This is a genomic window from Zavarzinia compransoris (assembly GCF_003173055.1).
GTDB classification, from domain to species: domain Bacteria; phylum Pseudomonadota; class Alphaproteobacteria; order Zavarziniales; family Zavarziniaceae; genus Zavarzinia; species Zavarzinia compransoris.
The window spans coordinates 150,202-164,865 of record NZ_QGLF01000001.1; the positions used below are offsets into that span (position 1 = coordinate 150,202).

Genomic DNA, 14,664 nt, shown 5'->3' on the forward strand with positions numbered 1-14,664 from the left:
CTGACGGAGAAGACGATGAACGAGATCACCAGAGCACCCGTTGCCGACCGCTACCGGGCAGGTGTCATGGAATACCGCAAGATGGGCTACTGGGAGCCGGACTACGTGCCGAAGGACACGGATGTCATCGCGCTGTTCCGGGTGACGCCGCAGGACGGCGTCGATCCCATCGAAGCCTCGGCTGCGGTCGCCGGCGAAAGCTCGACCGCGACCTGGACCGTGGTCTGGACCGACCGGCTGACGGCCTGCGAGAAATATCGCGCCAAATGCTACCGGGTCGATCCGGTGCCCAATGCGCCGGGGCAGTATTTCGCCTATATCGCCTATGATCTCGACCTGTTCGAATCCGGCTCGATCGCCAACCTTTCGGCCTCGATCATCGGCAATGTCTTCGGCTTCAAGCCCTTGAAGGCGCTCCGCCTCGAGGACATGCGCCTGCCGGTCGCCTATGTGAAGACTTTCCAGGGCCCGGCCACCGGCATCGTGGTCGAACGCGAGCGGCTGGACAAATTCGGCCGGCCGCTGCTCGGCGCCACCGTGAAGCCGAAGCTCGGCCTGTCGGGGCGGAACTATGGCCGTGTCGTCTATGAGGCGCTGAAGGGCGGGCTCGATTTCACCAAGGACGACGAGAACATCAATTCCCAGCCGTTCATGCACTGGCGCGAACGCTTCCTCTACTGCATGGAGGCGGTGAACAAGGCCCAGGCCGCGACCGGCGAGGTGAAGGGCACCTATCTGAACATCACCGCCGCCACCATGGAGGATATGTACGAGCGCGCCGAATTCGCCAAGGAACTGGGCTCGGTCGTGGTCATGATCGATCTCGTCATCGGTTACACGGCGATCCAGTCCATGGCCAAATGGGCGCGGCGCAACGACATGATCCTGCACCTGCACCGCGCCGGCCACTCGACCTACACCAGGCAGAAGAGCCACGGCGTCTCATTCCGCGTGATCGCGAAATGGATGCGGCTGGCCGGGGTCGACCACATCCATGCCGGCACCGTGGTCGGCAAGCTGGAAGGCGACCCGCACACCACGCGCGGTTACTACGACATCTGCCGCGAGGACTTCAATCCGACGCGGCTCGAGAATGGCATCTTCTTCGATCAGGCTTGGGCCAGCCTGGCGAAATTGATGCCCGTCGCCTCGGGCGGCATCCATGCCGGTCAGATGCATCAGCTGATCGATCTTCTGGGTGAGGACGTGGTGCTGCAGTTTGGCGGCGGCACCATCGGCCATCCCATGGGGATCGCGGCGGGTGCGACCGCCAACCGGGTGGCGCTCGAGGCGATGATCCTCGCCCGTAACGAGGGGCGGGACATCCTGGCCGAGGGGCCGGACATCCTGGCCGCCGCGGCGCGTTTCTGCACGCCGCTGCAACAGGCGCTCGAGACCTGGAAGGGCGTGACCTTCGACTACGCCTCGACCGACTCGCCCGACTTCGTGCCCACCGCCAGCGCCGCCCTTTGACAGGAGATAGAGATGCGCATCACCCAGGGCTGCTTTTCCTTCCTGCCCGACCTGACCGACGCCCAGATCCGCGCCCAGGTGCAATATTGCATCGACCAGGGTTACGCCGTCGGCCTCGAATACAATGATTGCCCGCATCCCCGGGATACCTATTGGGAGATGTGGGGCCAGCCGATGTTCGATATCCGCGACGCGGCCGGCGTGATGATGGAGCTTGATGCCTGCCGCAAGGCCCATGGCGACGGCTATATCCGCCTGACCGGCTTCGATTCCAGCCATGGCTGGGAATCGGTGCGGATTTCCTTCCTGGTCAACCGCCCGGCGGAAGAGACGCGCTTCGTCCTCGACCGCCAGGAGCGGGCGGGCCGCAACATCGTCTACCAGACGCGGCCCGTCGCATGACCGAAAGGGGCACGATCGACCTTGCGGCCGAACTGGAAGCCTCGGGGGCGCGGGCGGTGCTCGACACCCTCGACGCCGAACTGGTGGGTCTTGCGCCAGTAAAGGCGCGGATCCGCCAGATCGCGGCCCTGCTGGTGGTCGAGAAGGTGCGCCGGGGGCTCGGCCTCAATGCCGAGCCGCCGTCGCTGCACATGTCCTTCACCGGCAATCCGGGCACGGGCAAGACCACGGTCGCCATGCGCATGGCGGATATCCTGTTCCGCCTCGGCTTCGTCCGGAAGGGCCATCTCGTCTCGGTGACCCGGGACGATCTGGTCGGCCAATATATCGGCCATACCGCGCCGAAGACCAAGGACGTCCTGAAACGGGCCATGGGCGGCGTCCTGTTCATCGACGAGGCCTATTATCTCTACCGTCCCGAGAACGAGCGCGATTACGGCCAGGAGGCGATCGAGATCCTGCTCCAGGTGATGGAGAACCGGCGCGAGGACCTGGTCGTGGTCCTGGCCGGTTACACCGACCGGATGGAGCGCTTCTTCACCGCCAATCCCGGCTTCCGCTCGCGCATCGCCCATCACGTCGATTTTCCCGATTACGGCGACGGCGAACTGCTGGCGATCGCCGACCTGACCCTGGCCCGGCAGAACTACCGGCTCAGCGAGGACGGCCGGGCGGCGCTGGCGGATTACATCGTCCGGCGCCGGCGGCAGCCGCAATTCGCCAATGCCCGCTCGCTGCGCAACGCCCTCGACCGGGCGCGGCTGCGCCAGGCGGTGCGCCTGTTCGGCCGCGGCGAGGGCCTGACCGCCGACGACCTGATCACCCTCGAAGCCGAGGATATCCGCGCCAGCCGCGTGTTCCTGGAGGAAAGCCATGGCTGAGCCCGTGCTGATCGCGCCGTCCATCCTCTCGGCCGATTTCGCCGCCCTCGGGGCGGAGGTGAAGGCGATGGCGGCGGCGGGCGCCGACTGGGTGCATATCGACGTCATGGACGGGCATTTCGTGCCCAACCTGACCATCGGGCCCGATGTCGTGCGCTGCCTGCGGCCGGTGACCGAGCTGACCTTCGATGTCCATCTGATGGTGGCGCCGGTCGATGCCCATCTCGATGCCTTCGCCCGGGCCGGCGCCGATCTCATCACCGTCCATGCCGAAGCGGGGCCCCACCTCGACCGGACCTTGCAGGCGATCCGCGCCCTGGGGCGGCGCGCCGGGGTGGCGCTGTGCCCGGCGACGCCGGCCGCCGCCGTCGCCCATGTGCTCGACCGGGTCGATCTCATCCTGGTCATGACGGTCAATCCCGGTTTCGGCGGCCAGTCCTTCATCCCCTCGCAGCTCGAGAAGATCGCGGCACTGAGGGCGATGATCGGCGACCGGCCCATCCGCCTTCAGGTCGACGGCGGCATCAACGACGAGACAGCGGCCAGGGCCGTCCGCACGGGGGCGGACGTTCTGGTCGCGGGCTCCGCCCTGTTCAGGGGCGGAGCCCAAGCCTATGCGGACAATATCCGCCGGCTGCGGCAGGCGGTAGGTGCGGCGTAACCAGAATAGAAACAGCCGAAACGGGGAGGAACCCGATGAAAAGAACGACAGGTCTGGCGCTGGCGGCCTTGGTGCTGGCGGCAGGAACGGCGAGGCCCGCGAAGGCGGAGGGCGAAAGCCCGTGGCAGGTGCGCGGCCGCGCCCTCTTCGTCCTGCCCGAGGAAAGCGGCGCGCTCAGCACGGGCGGCACCCGCATCCCGGGCGATGTCTCGATCGACACGTCGGTGATCCCCGAACTGGATATCACCTATTTCTTCACGCCGAATGTTGCGGTCGAACTGATCCTCGGCACCACCAGGCATAATGCGAAGGCGGTGAATACGCCGCTCGGCACCGCCGATCTGGGCGATGTCTGGCTGCTGCCGCCGACCTTGACCTTGCAGTATCATTTCGCGCCCGACGGCAAGATCCGGCCCTATATCGGTGCCGGGGTGAATTACACCATCTTCTACGGCAAGGACGAGCCGAGCGGTCTCTCGGTCGATTACAAGAACAACTTCGGCTGGGCGTTGCAGGCCGGCGTCGACATTCCGATCGACGACCATTGGTCGCTGAACGTCGACGTGAAGAAGGTCTTCCTCAGCACCGACGTCAAGGTGCGGGGCCTGGCGGTGCCGGTCGATGCCGATGTGGACATCGATCCGACCCTGGTCGGCGTCGGGGTCGGCTACCGCTTCTGATCCCGTTTCAGTGGCGGTGATGGTCGCCTGCGCCTTCGATGTGAAGGTGCAGGTGATCATGCGTGTGCGGGTGGCCGTGGAAGACCGCGGGCAGCAGTCGGCCGTCCTTCAGCGCCGCCACCCGCGACGACAGGCGGTGCAGGAACCAGCGGTCGTGCGAGACGATGATCATCGCCTGCGGCAGGCCGGACAGAATCTCGACCAGGCGCCGGTAATGCGTCTCGTCGAGGGCATTGGTCGGCTCGTCGAGCAGGAGCACGTCCGGTTCCATGGCGAGCACGCCGGCCAGCGCGACGAGGCGCTTCTCTCCGCCCGACAGGCGGTGGGTAACGCGGGACGCCAGGGCGCCGAGTTCGAGCTGGTCGAGCACGGCTGCCGCCCGGGCACGGGCGATATCGGGCGACAGGCCCAGATTCAAGGGGCCGAAGGCGACGTCGTCGATCACCGTCGGGCAGAACAACTGGTCGTCCGCATCCTGGAACAGGTAACCGGCGCGGGCGCGCATGGCGCGAAAATCCTTCTCGCTCCGGCACGGCCGGCCGAAGGCCACGATCTCGCCCGCCGCCGCTGCTTCGAGACCGATCAGGGTGCGGAGCAGGGTGGTCTTGCCGGCGCCGTTCGGCCCGACCAGGGCCAGCCGCTCGCCGGCCCGCAGTTCGAGGCTGGCGCCGTCCAGCACCCGCCGCTCCCCGCGCGAAACGACGATATCCTGCAACGACAGCAAAAGGGTCATGGCCAATGGTCCAGGGTGACGAGGGCAAGGGCGGCGGCCACGGCCAGCGCCATGGCGGCCGGGCCGCCGCGGCCGGCCTCCTCGGGCCCGATGGCCGGCAGGCGGCCGTCGAAGGCGCGGCAGCGCATCGCCTCCTCGACCCGCGAGGCCCGGTCCAGGGCGCGCAGCAGCACCATGCCGGCCAGATTGCCGAAGCTGCGGAAACTGTGCAGGGAGGTACGCGGCACGAAAGCCCGGGCCCTCATGGCTTCGCGCAGGCGGCGGATCTCGCCGCGGTAGATCTCGATGTAACGGGTGGTGAACAGGAACAACTGCACGAAGCGGAGCGGCAGGCCCAGGCGCCGCGCGCCATGGCCGATGCGCAAGGGATCGAGCCCGCCGAGCAGGGCATAGGCGACCATGACCGCCGCATTCACCTTGAGCACGATACTGAGGGCGCGCAGCAGGCCCGCCTCGCTGAGCGCGAGCGGGCCGAGCGTGACCAGCGGCGTGCCCGCCACGGTCAGCGGCAGCATCAGGAGCAGCAGGACGAGAAACCCCTCGACGTGCAGGAGGCGCCGGGCCAATGCCGCGAGCGGCGGGCCGGCGGCGAGGACCAGCAGCAGGCCCGCCCCCGCGGCGACGGCCTGGGCCGGCAATCCCCGCAGGCTGGTGATCGCCAGCAGTAGCACCAGGGCGGCGAACAGGCGGGCGCGGGAATCGATCCGATCCGCCTTGCCGCTGTCGAGGGCGATGGTCACTTGTCCCCCCTGCCGCGGCGGGCGCTGGCCCAGAGGGCCATGCCGGCAAGACCGATGATCATGCCGATGCCGCCCATCACGTCGTTGAAGCGTATCCGCCCCTCCGCCTCGTCATAGGCTTCGAGCAGGGGGCGCACCTGCCGCGCCACCGCCCGGTCGACCGCGGCTTCGATCGCCGCCGTTTCCGCCGGCGGCGCGGCGGTCCCGGTACTGGTCCCGGCGGGGGCGGTGAGGGTTGCCTGGCCGCCGAAGCGGTCGGCGTCGAGCACGACCTCGGCGATATGACCGTCCCTGGAATCGACGACGACGGTGAAGCGGTCGGGCCCCGCCGGCTTCCAGGCGAAGCGGCCCTCGGCATCGGTGTCGGTGCGATAGAGTTCGGTGCCGGCACTGCCGCGGATCACCAGGGCGGCCCCCTGGGGCCGGCCGCCGCCGATGAAGAAGGCATAGCCGCTGATGGTGCCGTCCTCGACCGTGGCGAAGAGTTTCAGGCGGTGGGCGGCGGCCGGGCTTGCCGCCGCCACGACCATCGCGCAGGCGATCAGCAGGCGCCGCATCATGGCCGGGTCCCCGCCAGGGCTTCGGGCCTGACCCGTTTCAGGAAATGCACGGCAAAGCCGGTGATCAGCGCTTCCGCCGCCATCAGCGGCAGATAGGTGACCAGCAGCACCCGGGCCGAGGGCAGGTAATCCGGCGACGACAGGGCCAGCGCCAGAGCGACCCCGCCGCCGGTCGCCAGCACCGCAAGGGCGGCGCCGAAGGCCGCGAGCACGGCCGCCCGCGCGGGCGCGGCGCGGGCCACCCGCCCGCCCAGGACCAGCCCGACCAGGACGCCCGGCAGGGCGATATTGACCGTGTTGACGCCAAGGGCGATCAGCCCGCCGAAGCCGAACATCAGGGCCTGAAGGGCAAGGCCGACCATGACCGCCGGCACCGCCAGCGGCCCGATCATCAAGCCCATCAAGCCCGACAGCAGCAGGTGCACGCTGGACGGGCCGACCGGCACCGCGACCAGGGAGACGGAAAAGAACACGGCCGCGAGGACGGCCGTGCCCGGGATCGTCTCTTCCTTCAGGCGCGGCAGCGACCACAGGCAGAGGCCGGCGGTCGCCGCCCAGCCCCCGCCCAGCACGGGCAGGGAGAGAAGTCCGTCCGGAATATGGGCCATGGCCGTGTGTCCGTCCGTCCGCCTAAGGGGCCTTGCCCATGTCGGTCGCCTTCACCCAGATCAGGGCGCCGGCCTCGACCGGGACATCCTTGCCTTCCGGGCTCTTCATCGTGGTCTCGGCCTCGGTCAGGGCGGCGAAGCCCCACCAGCCGGCGCGCGGCATGGCGTAGGAGAAGGTGCCGTTGGCATCCGCCTTCAGCACCTGGGTGATGAAGGCGTCGTTCGGCGCGGTCACGCTGCCGTCGTTGACGAATTCGATCTCGACCTCGGCATAGGGTACGGGCTGGCCGCCCTTGGTGACCACGCCGGTGAAGAGATTGCCGGTCCAAAGCCCGGACGGGCGGGTGAGGGGGCGGATTTCCACCGGCAGGCCGACCATCTCGTCCCAGCCCTCGCCGGTAGAGAAACTGTCCACCACCACCTTGGTGTAGTGGATGATGTATTTGCCCTCCGCCGGTTCCCAATAGGGTTTCGGCTCGACGAAGAAGATGGCGGTGCCGGGCTCCTTCAGGTCGATGCTGGTGCGCCAGGCGGTCTTGCCGCCGTTCACCGTCTCGACCAGCTTGGGCAGCAGGTCGGTGGTCTGGCCTTCGCGCAGCATGCCGAAGCGTAGCGGCTTCTCCATCTGCATGTGCGGGCCTCGGTCCATCGGGTGGGTGAAGACGAGGTCGAGATCGACCGTGCCGCCCTCGGGCAGGACGTCGGCGCTCGGCAGCAATTCCTGGAAATGGGCGGCGGCGGGCGAGGCAAGGGCGGCGGCGAGGCAAAGCCCCATGATCGTGGTGCGCAGCATGGTTTCCGTCCCTCTCCTTACCTGGCATCCGGGGTTCTGGTGTGATGATTATATCAAAACATCATACCGACAAGCGGAAACAGGGGCTGGGGAGAGAGAAAGTAATGATCACGATTACAGCGGAAATGCCGCGGGCCGCCGCACCCGGGCGGGTGGACGTCGCGGGACGGATCATGCGCCGTGGCATACTATCTTTTCAATTGGAAAATTTTCTTTTCAGGCGCGGCGGGCGGCCGCGGGAATTGATCGGCTTCCGGCCGGGGTGCTAGCATTCTCCCGACCGATCCCCTGGAGGCAGCGACCTTGGCGCAGACGCCGATACCCGGCCCCGTCGACATGGAGGGCGAAGGCGTCTGGATCGACGTCATCCGCAAGATGGACGAGACCTATGCCGATCTCGTCGCCCAACAGGTCGAACTGGAGCGCAAGAACGCCGAACTCGAGGAGGCGCAGGCCTTCATCGCCGGCGTGATGGCGGCGATGACCGATGTCCTGCTCGTCAGCGACATGGAGGGCCGCATCGTCGAGGTGAACGGCGCCGCCGAGCGGGCGCTCGGCCGGCCCAGCGCCAGCCTGGCCGGCACGCCCCTGGGCGGGATTTTCGATCCGGCGGCGGGGCCCGCCCTCGACGGGCTGATCGCCGCCGCGCGCCGGCACGAACGGGTTTCCGACCTCGAACTGGTGCTGCGCGGCGTCGAGGGGGATTTCCCGGTCTCGCTGAATTCCTCGATCCGTTATACGCCGCGGGGCCGTTCGGTCGGCCTCGTCCTGGTCGGGCGGCCGACGGGGGAATTGCGCCGGGCCTACCGCGACCTCGCCACCGCCCACGAACGCCTGAAGGAAACCCAGCAGCAACTGGTCCATTCCGAGAAGATGGCTTCCCTCGGCCGGCTGGTCGCCGGGGTGGCGCATGAATTGAACAACCCGATTTCCTTCGTCTACGGCAATGCCCATGCCCTGCGCCGGCAGATGGAGCGCCTGACCGCCTATATCGCCGTCCTCGATGCCGGCGGCCCGGCGGCGGAGGCGCGCACGGCCAACCGCATCGACAAGACCCTGGCCGATCTGCCCGGCACCATCGACGGCCTGGCCGAGGGGGCGGAGCGGGTGCGCGACATCGTCGCCGAATTGCGCCGCTTCGCCGCGACCGACAAGGCGCCGGCCGACGTCTTCGACCTCGGCGACGTCCTGCATGCGGCGGTCGACTGGGTGGCAAGGGCGCAGATGCCGGAACTCGAGGTCGCTTTCGACCTGCCCCGGCCGTTCCGCGCCTTCGGCCTTTCCGCCCACAGCCATCAGGTGGTGATGAACCTGGTCCAGAACGCCATCGATGCCATGGCGGAAACCGCGCCGCCCCGCCGCCTGCGCATCGCCGGCCGCATCGAGGGCCAGCAGGCGGTGGTCGAGATCCACGACAGCGGCCCGGGGATCGCCGCCGATCTTGCGGCCCGCATCTTCGATCCCTTCTTCACCACCAAGCCGGTCGGCAAGGGCACGGGCCTTGGCCTGTCCATCAGCGACCGGATCGTCAGCGACCAGGGCGGCAGTCTGTCCGCCGGCAATCACCCGGAGGGCGGCGCGGTCTTCACCCTGCGCCTGCCGGCGGCGGGGGGAGCGGCATGATGAATCTCCTCTGGCTGCAATCGGGCGGCTGCGGCGGCTGCACCATGTCGATGATGTGCGCCGAGGCGCCGGACCTTCTCGCCACCCTCGACGGCGCGGGCATCGACCTGCTCTGGCACCCGACCCTGTCCGAGGCGACGGGGGCGGAGGTCGTCGACCTGTTGCAGGCGATCGTCGAACGGCGGCAGGGGCTGGATATTCTCTGCGTCGAAGGCTCGCTGCTGCTCGGGCCGAACGGCAGCGGGCGCTTCCACATGATGGCGGGCACCGGCCGGCCCATGATCGACTGGGTGCGCGACCTTGCCGCCCGGGCCCGCCATGTCGTCGCGGTCGGCACCTGCGCGGCCTTCGGCGGGATCACCGCGGCCGGGGTCAACCCGGCCGATGCCTGCGGCCTGCAATACGACGGCCGGCAGAAGGGCGGGCTGCTCGGCCCCGGCTTCCGCGCCGGCGCCGGCCTGCCGGTGATCAATGTCGCCGGCTGCCCCACCCATCCCAATTGGGTGACCGAGACCCTGATGCTGCTGGCGGGCGGCGACATGGCGGCGGGCGATCTCGATCTCTACCAGCGGCCGCGCTTCTATGCCGATCACCTGGTGCATCATGGCTGCCCGCGCAACGAATATTACGAATACAAGGCCAGTGCCCACAAACCCTCCGACCTCGGCTGCATGATGGAACATATGGGGTGCCTGGGGACCCAGGCCCATGCCGATTGCAACACCAGGCTCTGGAACGGCGAGGGCTCGTGCACCAGGGGCGGCTATGCCTGCATCAACTGCACCGCCCCCGAATTCGAGGAGCCGGGCCATATGTTCCTCGAAACCCCGAAACTGGCCGGCATTCCCATCGGCCTGCCCACCGACATGCCGAAGGCGTGGTTCGTCGCCCTGTCGTCCCTGGCCAAGGCGGCGACGCCGGACCGGGTGCGCCGCAACGCCGCGACCGACCGCATCGTGGTCCCGCCCACGGTGCATGAGAAACGCAAGCGCTAAGGCCCGATCTTGACCGATGCCGCCACGGACCGCCGCCTGATCGTCGGCCCCTTCAACCGGGTCGAGGGCGACCTCGAAGTCCATCTCGACGTCGCCGGCGGCGCGGTCCGCGCGGCGCGGGTGAATTCGCCCCTGTTCCGCGGCTTCGAGCGCATTCTCGAAGGCCGGGACCCGCGCGATGCCCTGGTTATCGTGCCGCGCATCTGCGGCATCTGTTCGGTCTCGCAATCGGTCGCGGCGGCCCGGGCCCTCGAAGGGCTGGCGGGCGCGGCGCCGCCGCCGAACGGCCTGCTGGCCCAGGAAATCATGCGCGCGGTCGAGAATATCGGCGACCACCTGACCCATTTCCATGTCTTCTTCATGCCCGATTTCGCCCGCGCCGCCTATGCCGGCCGGCCCTGGTTCGGGCAGGCCGAGGCAGGCTTCAAGGCCGCGGCCGGCAGTGCGGTGCGCGAGGCGGTGGCGGCGCGCAGCAACCTGTTCCATGTCTTCGGCATCATGGGCGGCAAATGGCCCCATACGCTGACCATCCAGCCGGGCGGCGTCTCCCGCGCCGTGGATGCCAGGGACAAGGTCCGTCTCGGCGCCATCGTCGCCGATTTCAAGCGCTTCCTGGAGGGGCGTCTCTACGGCGCCCCGCTGGAGACCGTCGCCGCCCTGGCGATGCCCGGCGAACTGGAGGCCTGGCGCGATCACGGCCCGGCCGGCCATTTCCGCCTGTTCCTCGAAATCGCCGCCGATCTCGGCCTGGATCGCCTGGGCCGGGCCTATGACCGCTTCCTGTCCTATGGCACCGGGCTGGCGCCGGCGGGCGGCATCTGGCAGGCGGGGGCGGCGGGCGCGCTCGATCCCGCCCTGATCGCCGAGGATCACAGCCATGCCCGCATGGCCGGGCGCGAGCGCCGCCATCATCCCTTCGACGGCTCGACCGTGCCCGACGGCGCGGACGAGGACGGTTACACCTGGTGCAAGGCGCCGCGCCTCGCCGGCCTGCCGTTCGAGACCGGGGCGGTCGCCCGCCAGCTGGTCGGCGGCCAGCCCCTGATCCGCGCCCTGGCGGCGGGGGAGGGGGGCACGGTCCGCACCCGCGTCGTGGCGCGGCTGGTCGAACTGGCGGCGGCGGTGCTCGACCTCGGCCAGGCCATCCGCCGGCTCGATGTCCGCGACGCCTGGTTCACCGACATCCGCCTGCCCGACAGCGGCCGCGCCATGGGCCTGACCGAAGCGGCGCGCGGCGCCCTCGGCCATTGGCTGCGGGTCGAGGGCGGGCGCATCGCCGCCTATCAGATCATCGCCCCGACCACCTGGAACTTCTCGCCCCGCGACAGCGACGGCGTGCCCGGGCCCCTGGAAGCGGCCCTGGTGGGGGCCCCGGTCGCCGACGGCGAGCGCACGCCGGTCGCGGTGCAGCACATCGTGCGTTCCTTCGACCCCTGCATGGTCTGCACCGTTCACTGATCGGAAAAGCGGAAAGACACTTGCCAGAGTGTGGGTATTCCCCGCTGCCAATCCGGGCCTTGTTGCGCCTGCGAGAAGCCGCGGAAACCCTGGCTTTCCCGAGTTGGCCCGGCTTTTGCCTATATCCCCCCGACGATAACAGGGAGGGCCGCCGTCGATGGCAAGGCTGGAAACATTCTACGAGGTGATGCGTCGTCAAGGCATCACCCGCCGTTCGTTCCTCAAATATTGTTCGCTCACCGCGGCGGCCCTGGGCCTCGGGCCCGAGTTCGCCCCGCGCATCGCCCAGGCGATGGAAACCAAGCCGCGCACGCCGGTGCTCTGGCTGCACGGGCTCGAATGCACCTGCTGCTCGGAGAGTTTCATCCGCTCTGCCCATCCGCTGGCGAAGGATGTCGTGCTCTCGATGATCTCGCTTGACTACGACGATACGCTGATGGCGTCCGCCGGGCATCAGGCCGAGGCGATCCTCGACGAGATCATCCGCGACTACAAGGGCAACTACATTCTGGCCGTCGAGGGCAATCCGCCCCTGAACGAAGACGGCATGTATTGCATCATCGGCGGCAAGCCCTTCGTGGACCAGCTGCGTTACGTCGCCGAACATTCGAAGGCGATCATTTCCTGGGGCTCCTGCGCCTCCTTCGGTTGCGTCCAGGCGGCACGCCCGAACCCGACGCGGGCGACCCCGGTGCATCAGGTGATCACCAACAAGCCGATCATCAAGGTGCCCGGCTGCCCGCCGATCGCCGAGGTGATGACCGCGGTCGTCACCTATATGCTGACCTTCGACCGCATCCCGGAACTGGACCGCCAGGGCCGGCCGAAGATGTTCTACAGCCAGCGCATCCACGACAAATGCTATCGCCGGCCGCATTTCGACGCCGGCCAGTTCGTCGAGCATTTCGACGACGAGGGCGCGCGCAAGGGCTATTGCCTCTACAAGGTCGGCTGCAAGGGCCCGACCACCTATAACGCCTGTTCGACCATCCGCTGGAACGAGGGGACATCCTTCCCGATCCAGGCCGGCCATGGCTGCATCGGCTGTTCGGAAGACGGTTTCTGGGACAAGGGCTCGTGGTATGCCCGCCTGACCGACATTCCCCAATTCGGCATCGAGGCCAACGCCGACCAGATCGGCACCGCCGCCGCCGGCGTCGCCGGTGCGGCGATCGCCGCCCATGCCGCGGTCAGCGCCCTGAAGCGCGCCCAGCACAAGGGGGAATGAGACCATGGGCATTATCCAGACCCCGAATGGTTTCAGCCTGGACAATACGGGCAAGCGCGTCGTCGTCGATCCGGTCACCCGGATCGAGGGCCACATGCGCTGCGAAGTGAACCTCGACAGCAACAATGTCATCCGCAACGCCGTCTCCACCGGCACCATGTGGCGCGGCCTCGAAGTGATCCTGAAGGGCCGCGACCCCCGCGACGCCTGGGCCTTCGTCGAGCGCATCTGCGGCGTCTGCACCGGCTGCCATGCCCTGACCTCGGTGCGCGCGGTCGAGGATGCGCTCGGCATCACCATCCCGAAGAACGCCCATCTGATCCGCGAGATGATGGCGAAGACGCTGCAATGGCACGACCACGTCGTCCATTTCTACCACCTGCACGCGCTCGACTGGGTGAACCCGGTGAACGCCCTGAAGGCGGATCCGAAGGCGACCTCGGAACTGCAGCAGATGGTCTCGCCCAGCCATCCGATGTCCAGCCCCGGCTATTTCCGCGACATCCAGAACCGGCTGAAGAAATTCGTCGAGTCGGGCCAGCTCGGCATCTTCAAGAACGGCTATTGGGACAACCCGGCCTACAAGCTGCCGCCCGAAGCCGACCTCATGGCCGTCACCCACTATCTGGAAGCGCTGGACCTCCAGAAGGAAGTGGTGAAGATCCACACGATCTTCGGCGGCAAGAACCCGCACCCGAACTTCATGGTCGGCGGCGTGCCTTGCGCGATCAACATGGAAGGCAACATGTCGGCGGGCGCGCCCCTGAACATGGAGCGTCTCAACTTCGTCCGCGCCCGCATCCAGGAAGCCTACGACTTCTCGAAAAACGTCTACATCCCGGACGTCATCGCCATCGCCAGCTTCTACAAGAACTGGCTCTACGGCGGCGGCCTGTCGGCGACCAACGTCCTCGACTACGGCGACTATGAAAGCGTTCTCGGCGACAAGAGCACGGACCGCCTGCCGGGCGGCGTGATCCTGAACGGCAATTGGAACGAGATCCATCCCATCGACCCGCGCGATCCGACCCAGGTGCAGGAATTCGTCACCCATTCCTGGTACACCTACGGCGACGACAGCAAGGGCCTGCACCCTTGGGACGGCATCACCCAGCCGAAGTACGAACTCGGCCCCAATGCCAAGGGCACGCGCACGAACATCAAGGAACTGGACGAAAGCGCCAAATATTCCTGGATCAAGTCGCCGCGCTGGAAGGGCCATGCCTGCGAGGTCGGGCCGCTGGCGCGTTACATCCTCGCCTATGCCCATGGCGTCACCTATGTGAAGGACCAGGTCCACGACTCGCTCGGCCGCTTCAACGCGCTGGCGGGCACCAGCCTGACCCCGCAGCAGGCGCTGCCCTCGACCATCGGCCGCACGCTGGCCCGCGCGCTCGAGGCGCATTACTGCGCCGAGATGATGCTCAACGATTGGGACGAGTTGATCGCCAACATCAAGGCGGGCGATCTCGCTACCGCCAATGTCGAGAAATGGGATCCGAAGACCTGGCCGTCGGAAGCCAAGGGTGTCGGCACCGTGGCGGCGCCGCGCGGCGGCCTCGGCCATTGGATCCGCATCAAGGACGGCCGGATCGAGAATTACCAATGCGTGGTGCCGACCACCTGGAACGGCAGCCCGCGCGATCCCGCCGGCAATATCGGCGCCTTCGAGGCGTCGCTGATGAACACGCCGATGGAACGGCCGGAGGAACCGGTCGAGATCCTGCGTACCCTGCACAGCTTCGATCCGTGCCTCGCCTGCTCGACACACGTCATGGCGCCGGACGGTGAGGAACTGGCCCGGGTCCAGGTCCGCTGAGGGAGGACCG

General features: G+C 67.9%; 15 protein-coding genes. 10 read left to right on the top strand and 5 right to left on the bottom strand.

Annotated features, from left to right (window positions below; all coding sequences use genetic code 11):
* The first annotated feature begins 15 nt into the window (after window positions 1–15).
* The 5 genes from DKG75_RS00750 to DKG75_RS00770 are packed head-to-tail and all read left to right on the top strand — an operon-like array spanning window position 16 to window position 4,097.
* Window positions 16–1,473 (top strand): form I ribulose bisphosphate carboxylase large subunit, encoded by a 1,458-nt coding sequence (locus tag DKG75_RS00750; RefSeq protein ID WP_109919167.1) that lies wholly within the window; start codon window positions 16–18, stop codon window positions 1,471–1,473.
* A 12-nt stretch (window positions 1,474–1,485) separates the two neighbouring features.
* Window positions 1,486–1,875 (top strand): ribulose bisphosphate carboxylase small subunit, encoded by a 390-nt coding sequence (locus DKG75_RS00755; protein ID WP_109919168.1) that lies wholly within the window; start codon window positions 1,486–1,488, stop codon window positions 1,873–1,875.
* Window positions 1,872–2,756: a CbbX protein gene (cbbX, locus tag DKG75_RS00760; RefSeq protein ID WP_109919169.1), complete on the top strand. Its 885-nt coding sequence runs from the start codon at window positions 1,872–1,874 to the stop codon at window positions 2,754–2,756. The genes DKG75_RS00755 and cbbX overlap by 4 nt, the downstream gene beginning before the upstream one ends.
* On the top strand, window positions 2,749–3,417 hold the full coding sequence (gene rpe / locus DKG75_RS00765) for a ribulose-phosphate 3-epimerase (RefSeq protein ID WP_109919170.1): 669 nt from the start codon (window positions 2,749–2,751) through the stop codon (window positions 3,415–3,417). Before cbbX ends, rpe begins: the two co-directional genes overlap by 8 nt.
* A gap of 35 nt (window positions 3,418–3,452) precedes the next feature.
* On the top strand, window positions 3,453–4,097 hold the full coding sequence (locus DKG75_RS00770; protein ID WP_109919171.1) for an OmpW/AlkL family protein: 645 nt from the start codon (window positions 3,453–3,455) through the stop codon (window positions 4,095–4,097).
* Window positions 4,098–4,104: 7 nt separating this feature from the next.
* Here DKG75_RS00770 and DKG75_RS00775 read toward each other — a convergent pair whose 3' ends face one another.
* The 5 genes from DKG75_RS00775 to DKG75_RS00795 are packed head-to-tail and all read right to left on the bottom strand — an operon-like array spanning window position 4,105 to window position 7,531.
* Window positions 4,105–4,830, bottom strand: a complete 726-nt coding sequence (locus DKG75_RS00775; RefSeq protein ID WP_109919172.1) for an energy-coupling factor ABC transporter ATP-binding protein — start codon at window positions 4,828–4,830, stop codon at window positions 4,105–4,107.
* Entirely contained in the window at window positions 4,827–5,570 is a 744-nt protein-coding gene (gene cbiQ, locus DKG75_RS00780; RefSeq protein ID WP_166646447.1) for a cobalt ECF transporter T component CbiQ, read from the bottom strand. The genes DKG75_RS00775 and cbiQ overlap by 4 nt, the downstream gene beginning before the upstream one ends.
* On the bottom strand, window positions 5,567–6,130 hold the full coding sequence (locus DKG75_RS00785; RefSeq protein WP_109919174.1) for a cobalamin biosynthesis protein CbiM: 564 nt from the start codon (window positions 6,128–6,130) through the stop codon (window positions 5,567–5,569). The genes cbiQ and DKG75_RS00785 overlap by 4 nt, the downstream gene beginning before the upstream one ends.
* Complete coding sequence (gene cbiM, locus DKG75_RS00790) at window positions 6,127–6,738, bottom strand: cobalt transporter CbiM (RefSeq protein WP_109919175.1); 612 nt, start codon at window positions 6,736–6,738, stop codon at window positions 6,127–6,129. The genes DKG75_RS00785 and cbiM overlap by 4 nt, the downstream gene beginning before the upstream one ends.
* 22 nt (window positions 6,739–6,760) lie before the next feature.
* Window positions 6,761–7,531 carry a DUF4198 domain-containing protein gene (locus DKG75_RS00795; RefSeq protein WP_109919176.1) on the bottom strand — a complete coding sequence of 257 codons (771 nt, stop codon included), beginning with the start codon at window positions 7,529–7,531 and terminating at the stop codon, window positions 6,761–6,763.
* Window positions 7,532–7,834: 303 nt separating this feature from the next.
* On the opposite strand from DKG75_RS00795, the gene DKG75_RS00800 reads away from it, so the two are divergent.
* The 5 genes from DKG75_RS00800 (at window position 7,835) to DKG75_RS00820 (ending at window position 14,654) form a co-directional block, all read left to right on the top strand.
* A complete protein-coding gene (locus tag DKG75_RS00800; protein ID WP_243746500.1) occupies window positions 7,835–9,154 on the top strand; it encodes a sensor histidine kinase in 1,320 nt (439 codons plus the stop codon).
* Window positions 9,151–10,149: an NADH-quinone oxidoreductase subunit B family protein gene (locus DKG75_RS00805; protein ID WP_243746499.1), complete on the top strand. Its 999-nt coding sequence runs from the start codon at window positions 9,151–9,153 to the stop codon at window positions 10,147–10,149. Before DKG75_RS00800 ends, DKG75_RS00805 begins: the two co-directional genes overlap by 4 nt.
* Window positions 10,150–10,158: 9 nt before the next feature.
* Window positions 10,159–11,607 carry a nickel-dependent hydrogenase large subunit gene (locus DKG75_RS00810; protein WP_208112025.1) on the top strand — a complete coding sequence of 483 codons (1,449 nt, stop codon included), beginning with the start codon at window positions 10,159–10,161 and terminating at the stop codon, window positions 11,605–11,607.
* 157 nt (window positions 11,608–11,764) lie between these two features.
* The gene (locus tag DKG75_RS00815) at window positions 11,765–12,835 is read left to right on the top strand and encodes a hydrogenase small subunit (protein ID WP_109919178.1); all 1,071 of its coding nucleotides are present in this window, start codon (window positions 11,765–11,767) and stop codon (window positions 12,833–12,835) included.
* 4 nt (window positions 12,836–12,839) lie between these two features.
* On the top strand, window positions 12,840–14,654 hold the full coding sequence (locus tag DKG75_RS00820; RefSeq protein ID WP_109919179.1) for a nickel-dependent hydrogenase large subunit: 1,815 nt from the start codon (window positions 12,840–12,842) through the stop codon (window positions 14,652–14,654).
* The last annotated feature ends 10 nt before the right edge of the window (window positions 14,655–14,664 follow it).

Excerpts from the sequence above, each read along its gene's own strand:
- rpe (WP_109919170.1), top strand. The coding sequence starts at position 2,749 with ATGGCTGAGCCCGTGCTGATCGCGCCGTCCATCCTCTCGGCCGATTTC.
- DKG75_RS00805 (WP_243746499.1), top strand. The coding sequence starts at position 9,151 with ATGATGAATCTCCTCTGGCTGCAATCGGGCGGCTGCGGCGGCTGCACC.
- DKG75_RS00815 (WP_109919178.1), top strand. The coding sequence starts at position 11,765 with ATGGCAAGGCTGGAAACATTCTACGAGGTGATGCGTCGTCAAGGCATC.
- DKG75_RS00820 (WP_109919179.1), top strand. The coding sequence starts at position 12,840 with ATGGGCATTATCCAGACCCCGAATGGTTTCAGCCTGGACAATACGGGC.
- DKG75_RS00785 (WP_109919174.1), bottom strand. The coding sequence starts at position 6,130 with ATGATGCGGCGCCTGCTGATCGCCTGCGCGATGGTCGTGGCGGCGGCA.
- DKG75_RS00750 (WP_109919167.1), top strand. The coding sequence starts at position 16 with ATGAACGAGATCACCAGAGCACCCGTTGCCGACCGCTACCGGGCAGGT.
- DKG75_RS00770 (WP_109919171.1), top strand. The coding sequence starts at position 3,453 with ATGAAAAGAACGACAGGTCTGGCGCTGGCGGCCTTGGTGCTGGCGGCA.
- cbiM (WP_109919175.1), bottom strand. The coding sequence starts at position 6,738 with ATGGCCCATATTCCGGACGGACTTCTCTCCCTGCCCGTGCTGGGCGGG.
- DKG75_RS00775 (WP_109919172.1), bottom strand. The coding sequence starts at position 4,830 with ATGACCCTTTTGCTGTCGTTGCAGGATATCGTCGTTTCGCGCGGGGAG.
- cbbX (WP_109919169.1), top strand. The coding sequence starts at position 1,872 with ATGACCGAAAGGGGCACGATCGACCTTGCGGCCGAACTGGAAGCCTCG.
- DKG75_RS00755 (WP_109919168.1), top strand. The coding sequence starts at position 1,486 with ATGCGCATCACCCAGGGCTGCTTTTCCTTCCTGCCCGACCTGACCGAC.
- DKG75_RS00795 (WP_109919176.1), bottom strand. The coding sequence starts at position 7,531 with ATGCTGCGCACCACGATCATGGGGCTTTGCCTCGCCGCCGCCCTTGCC.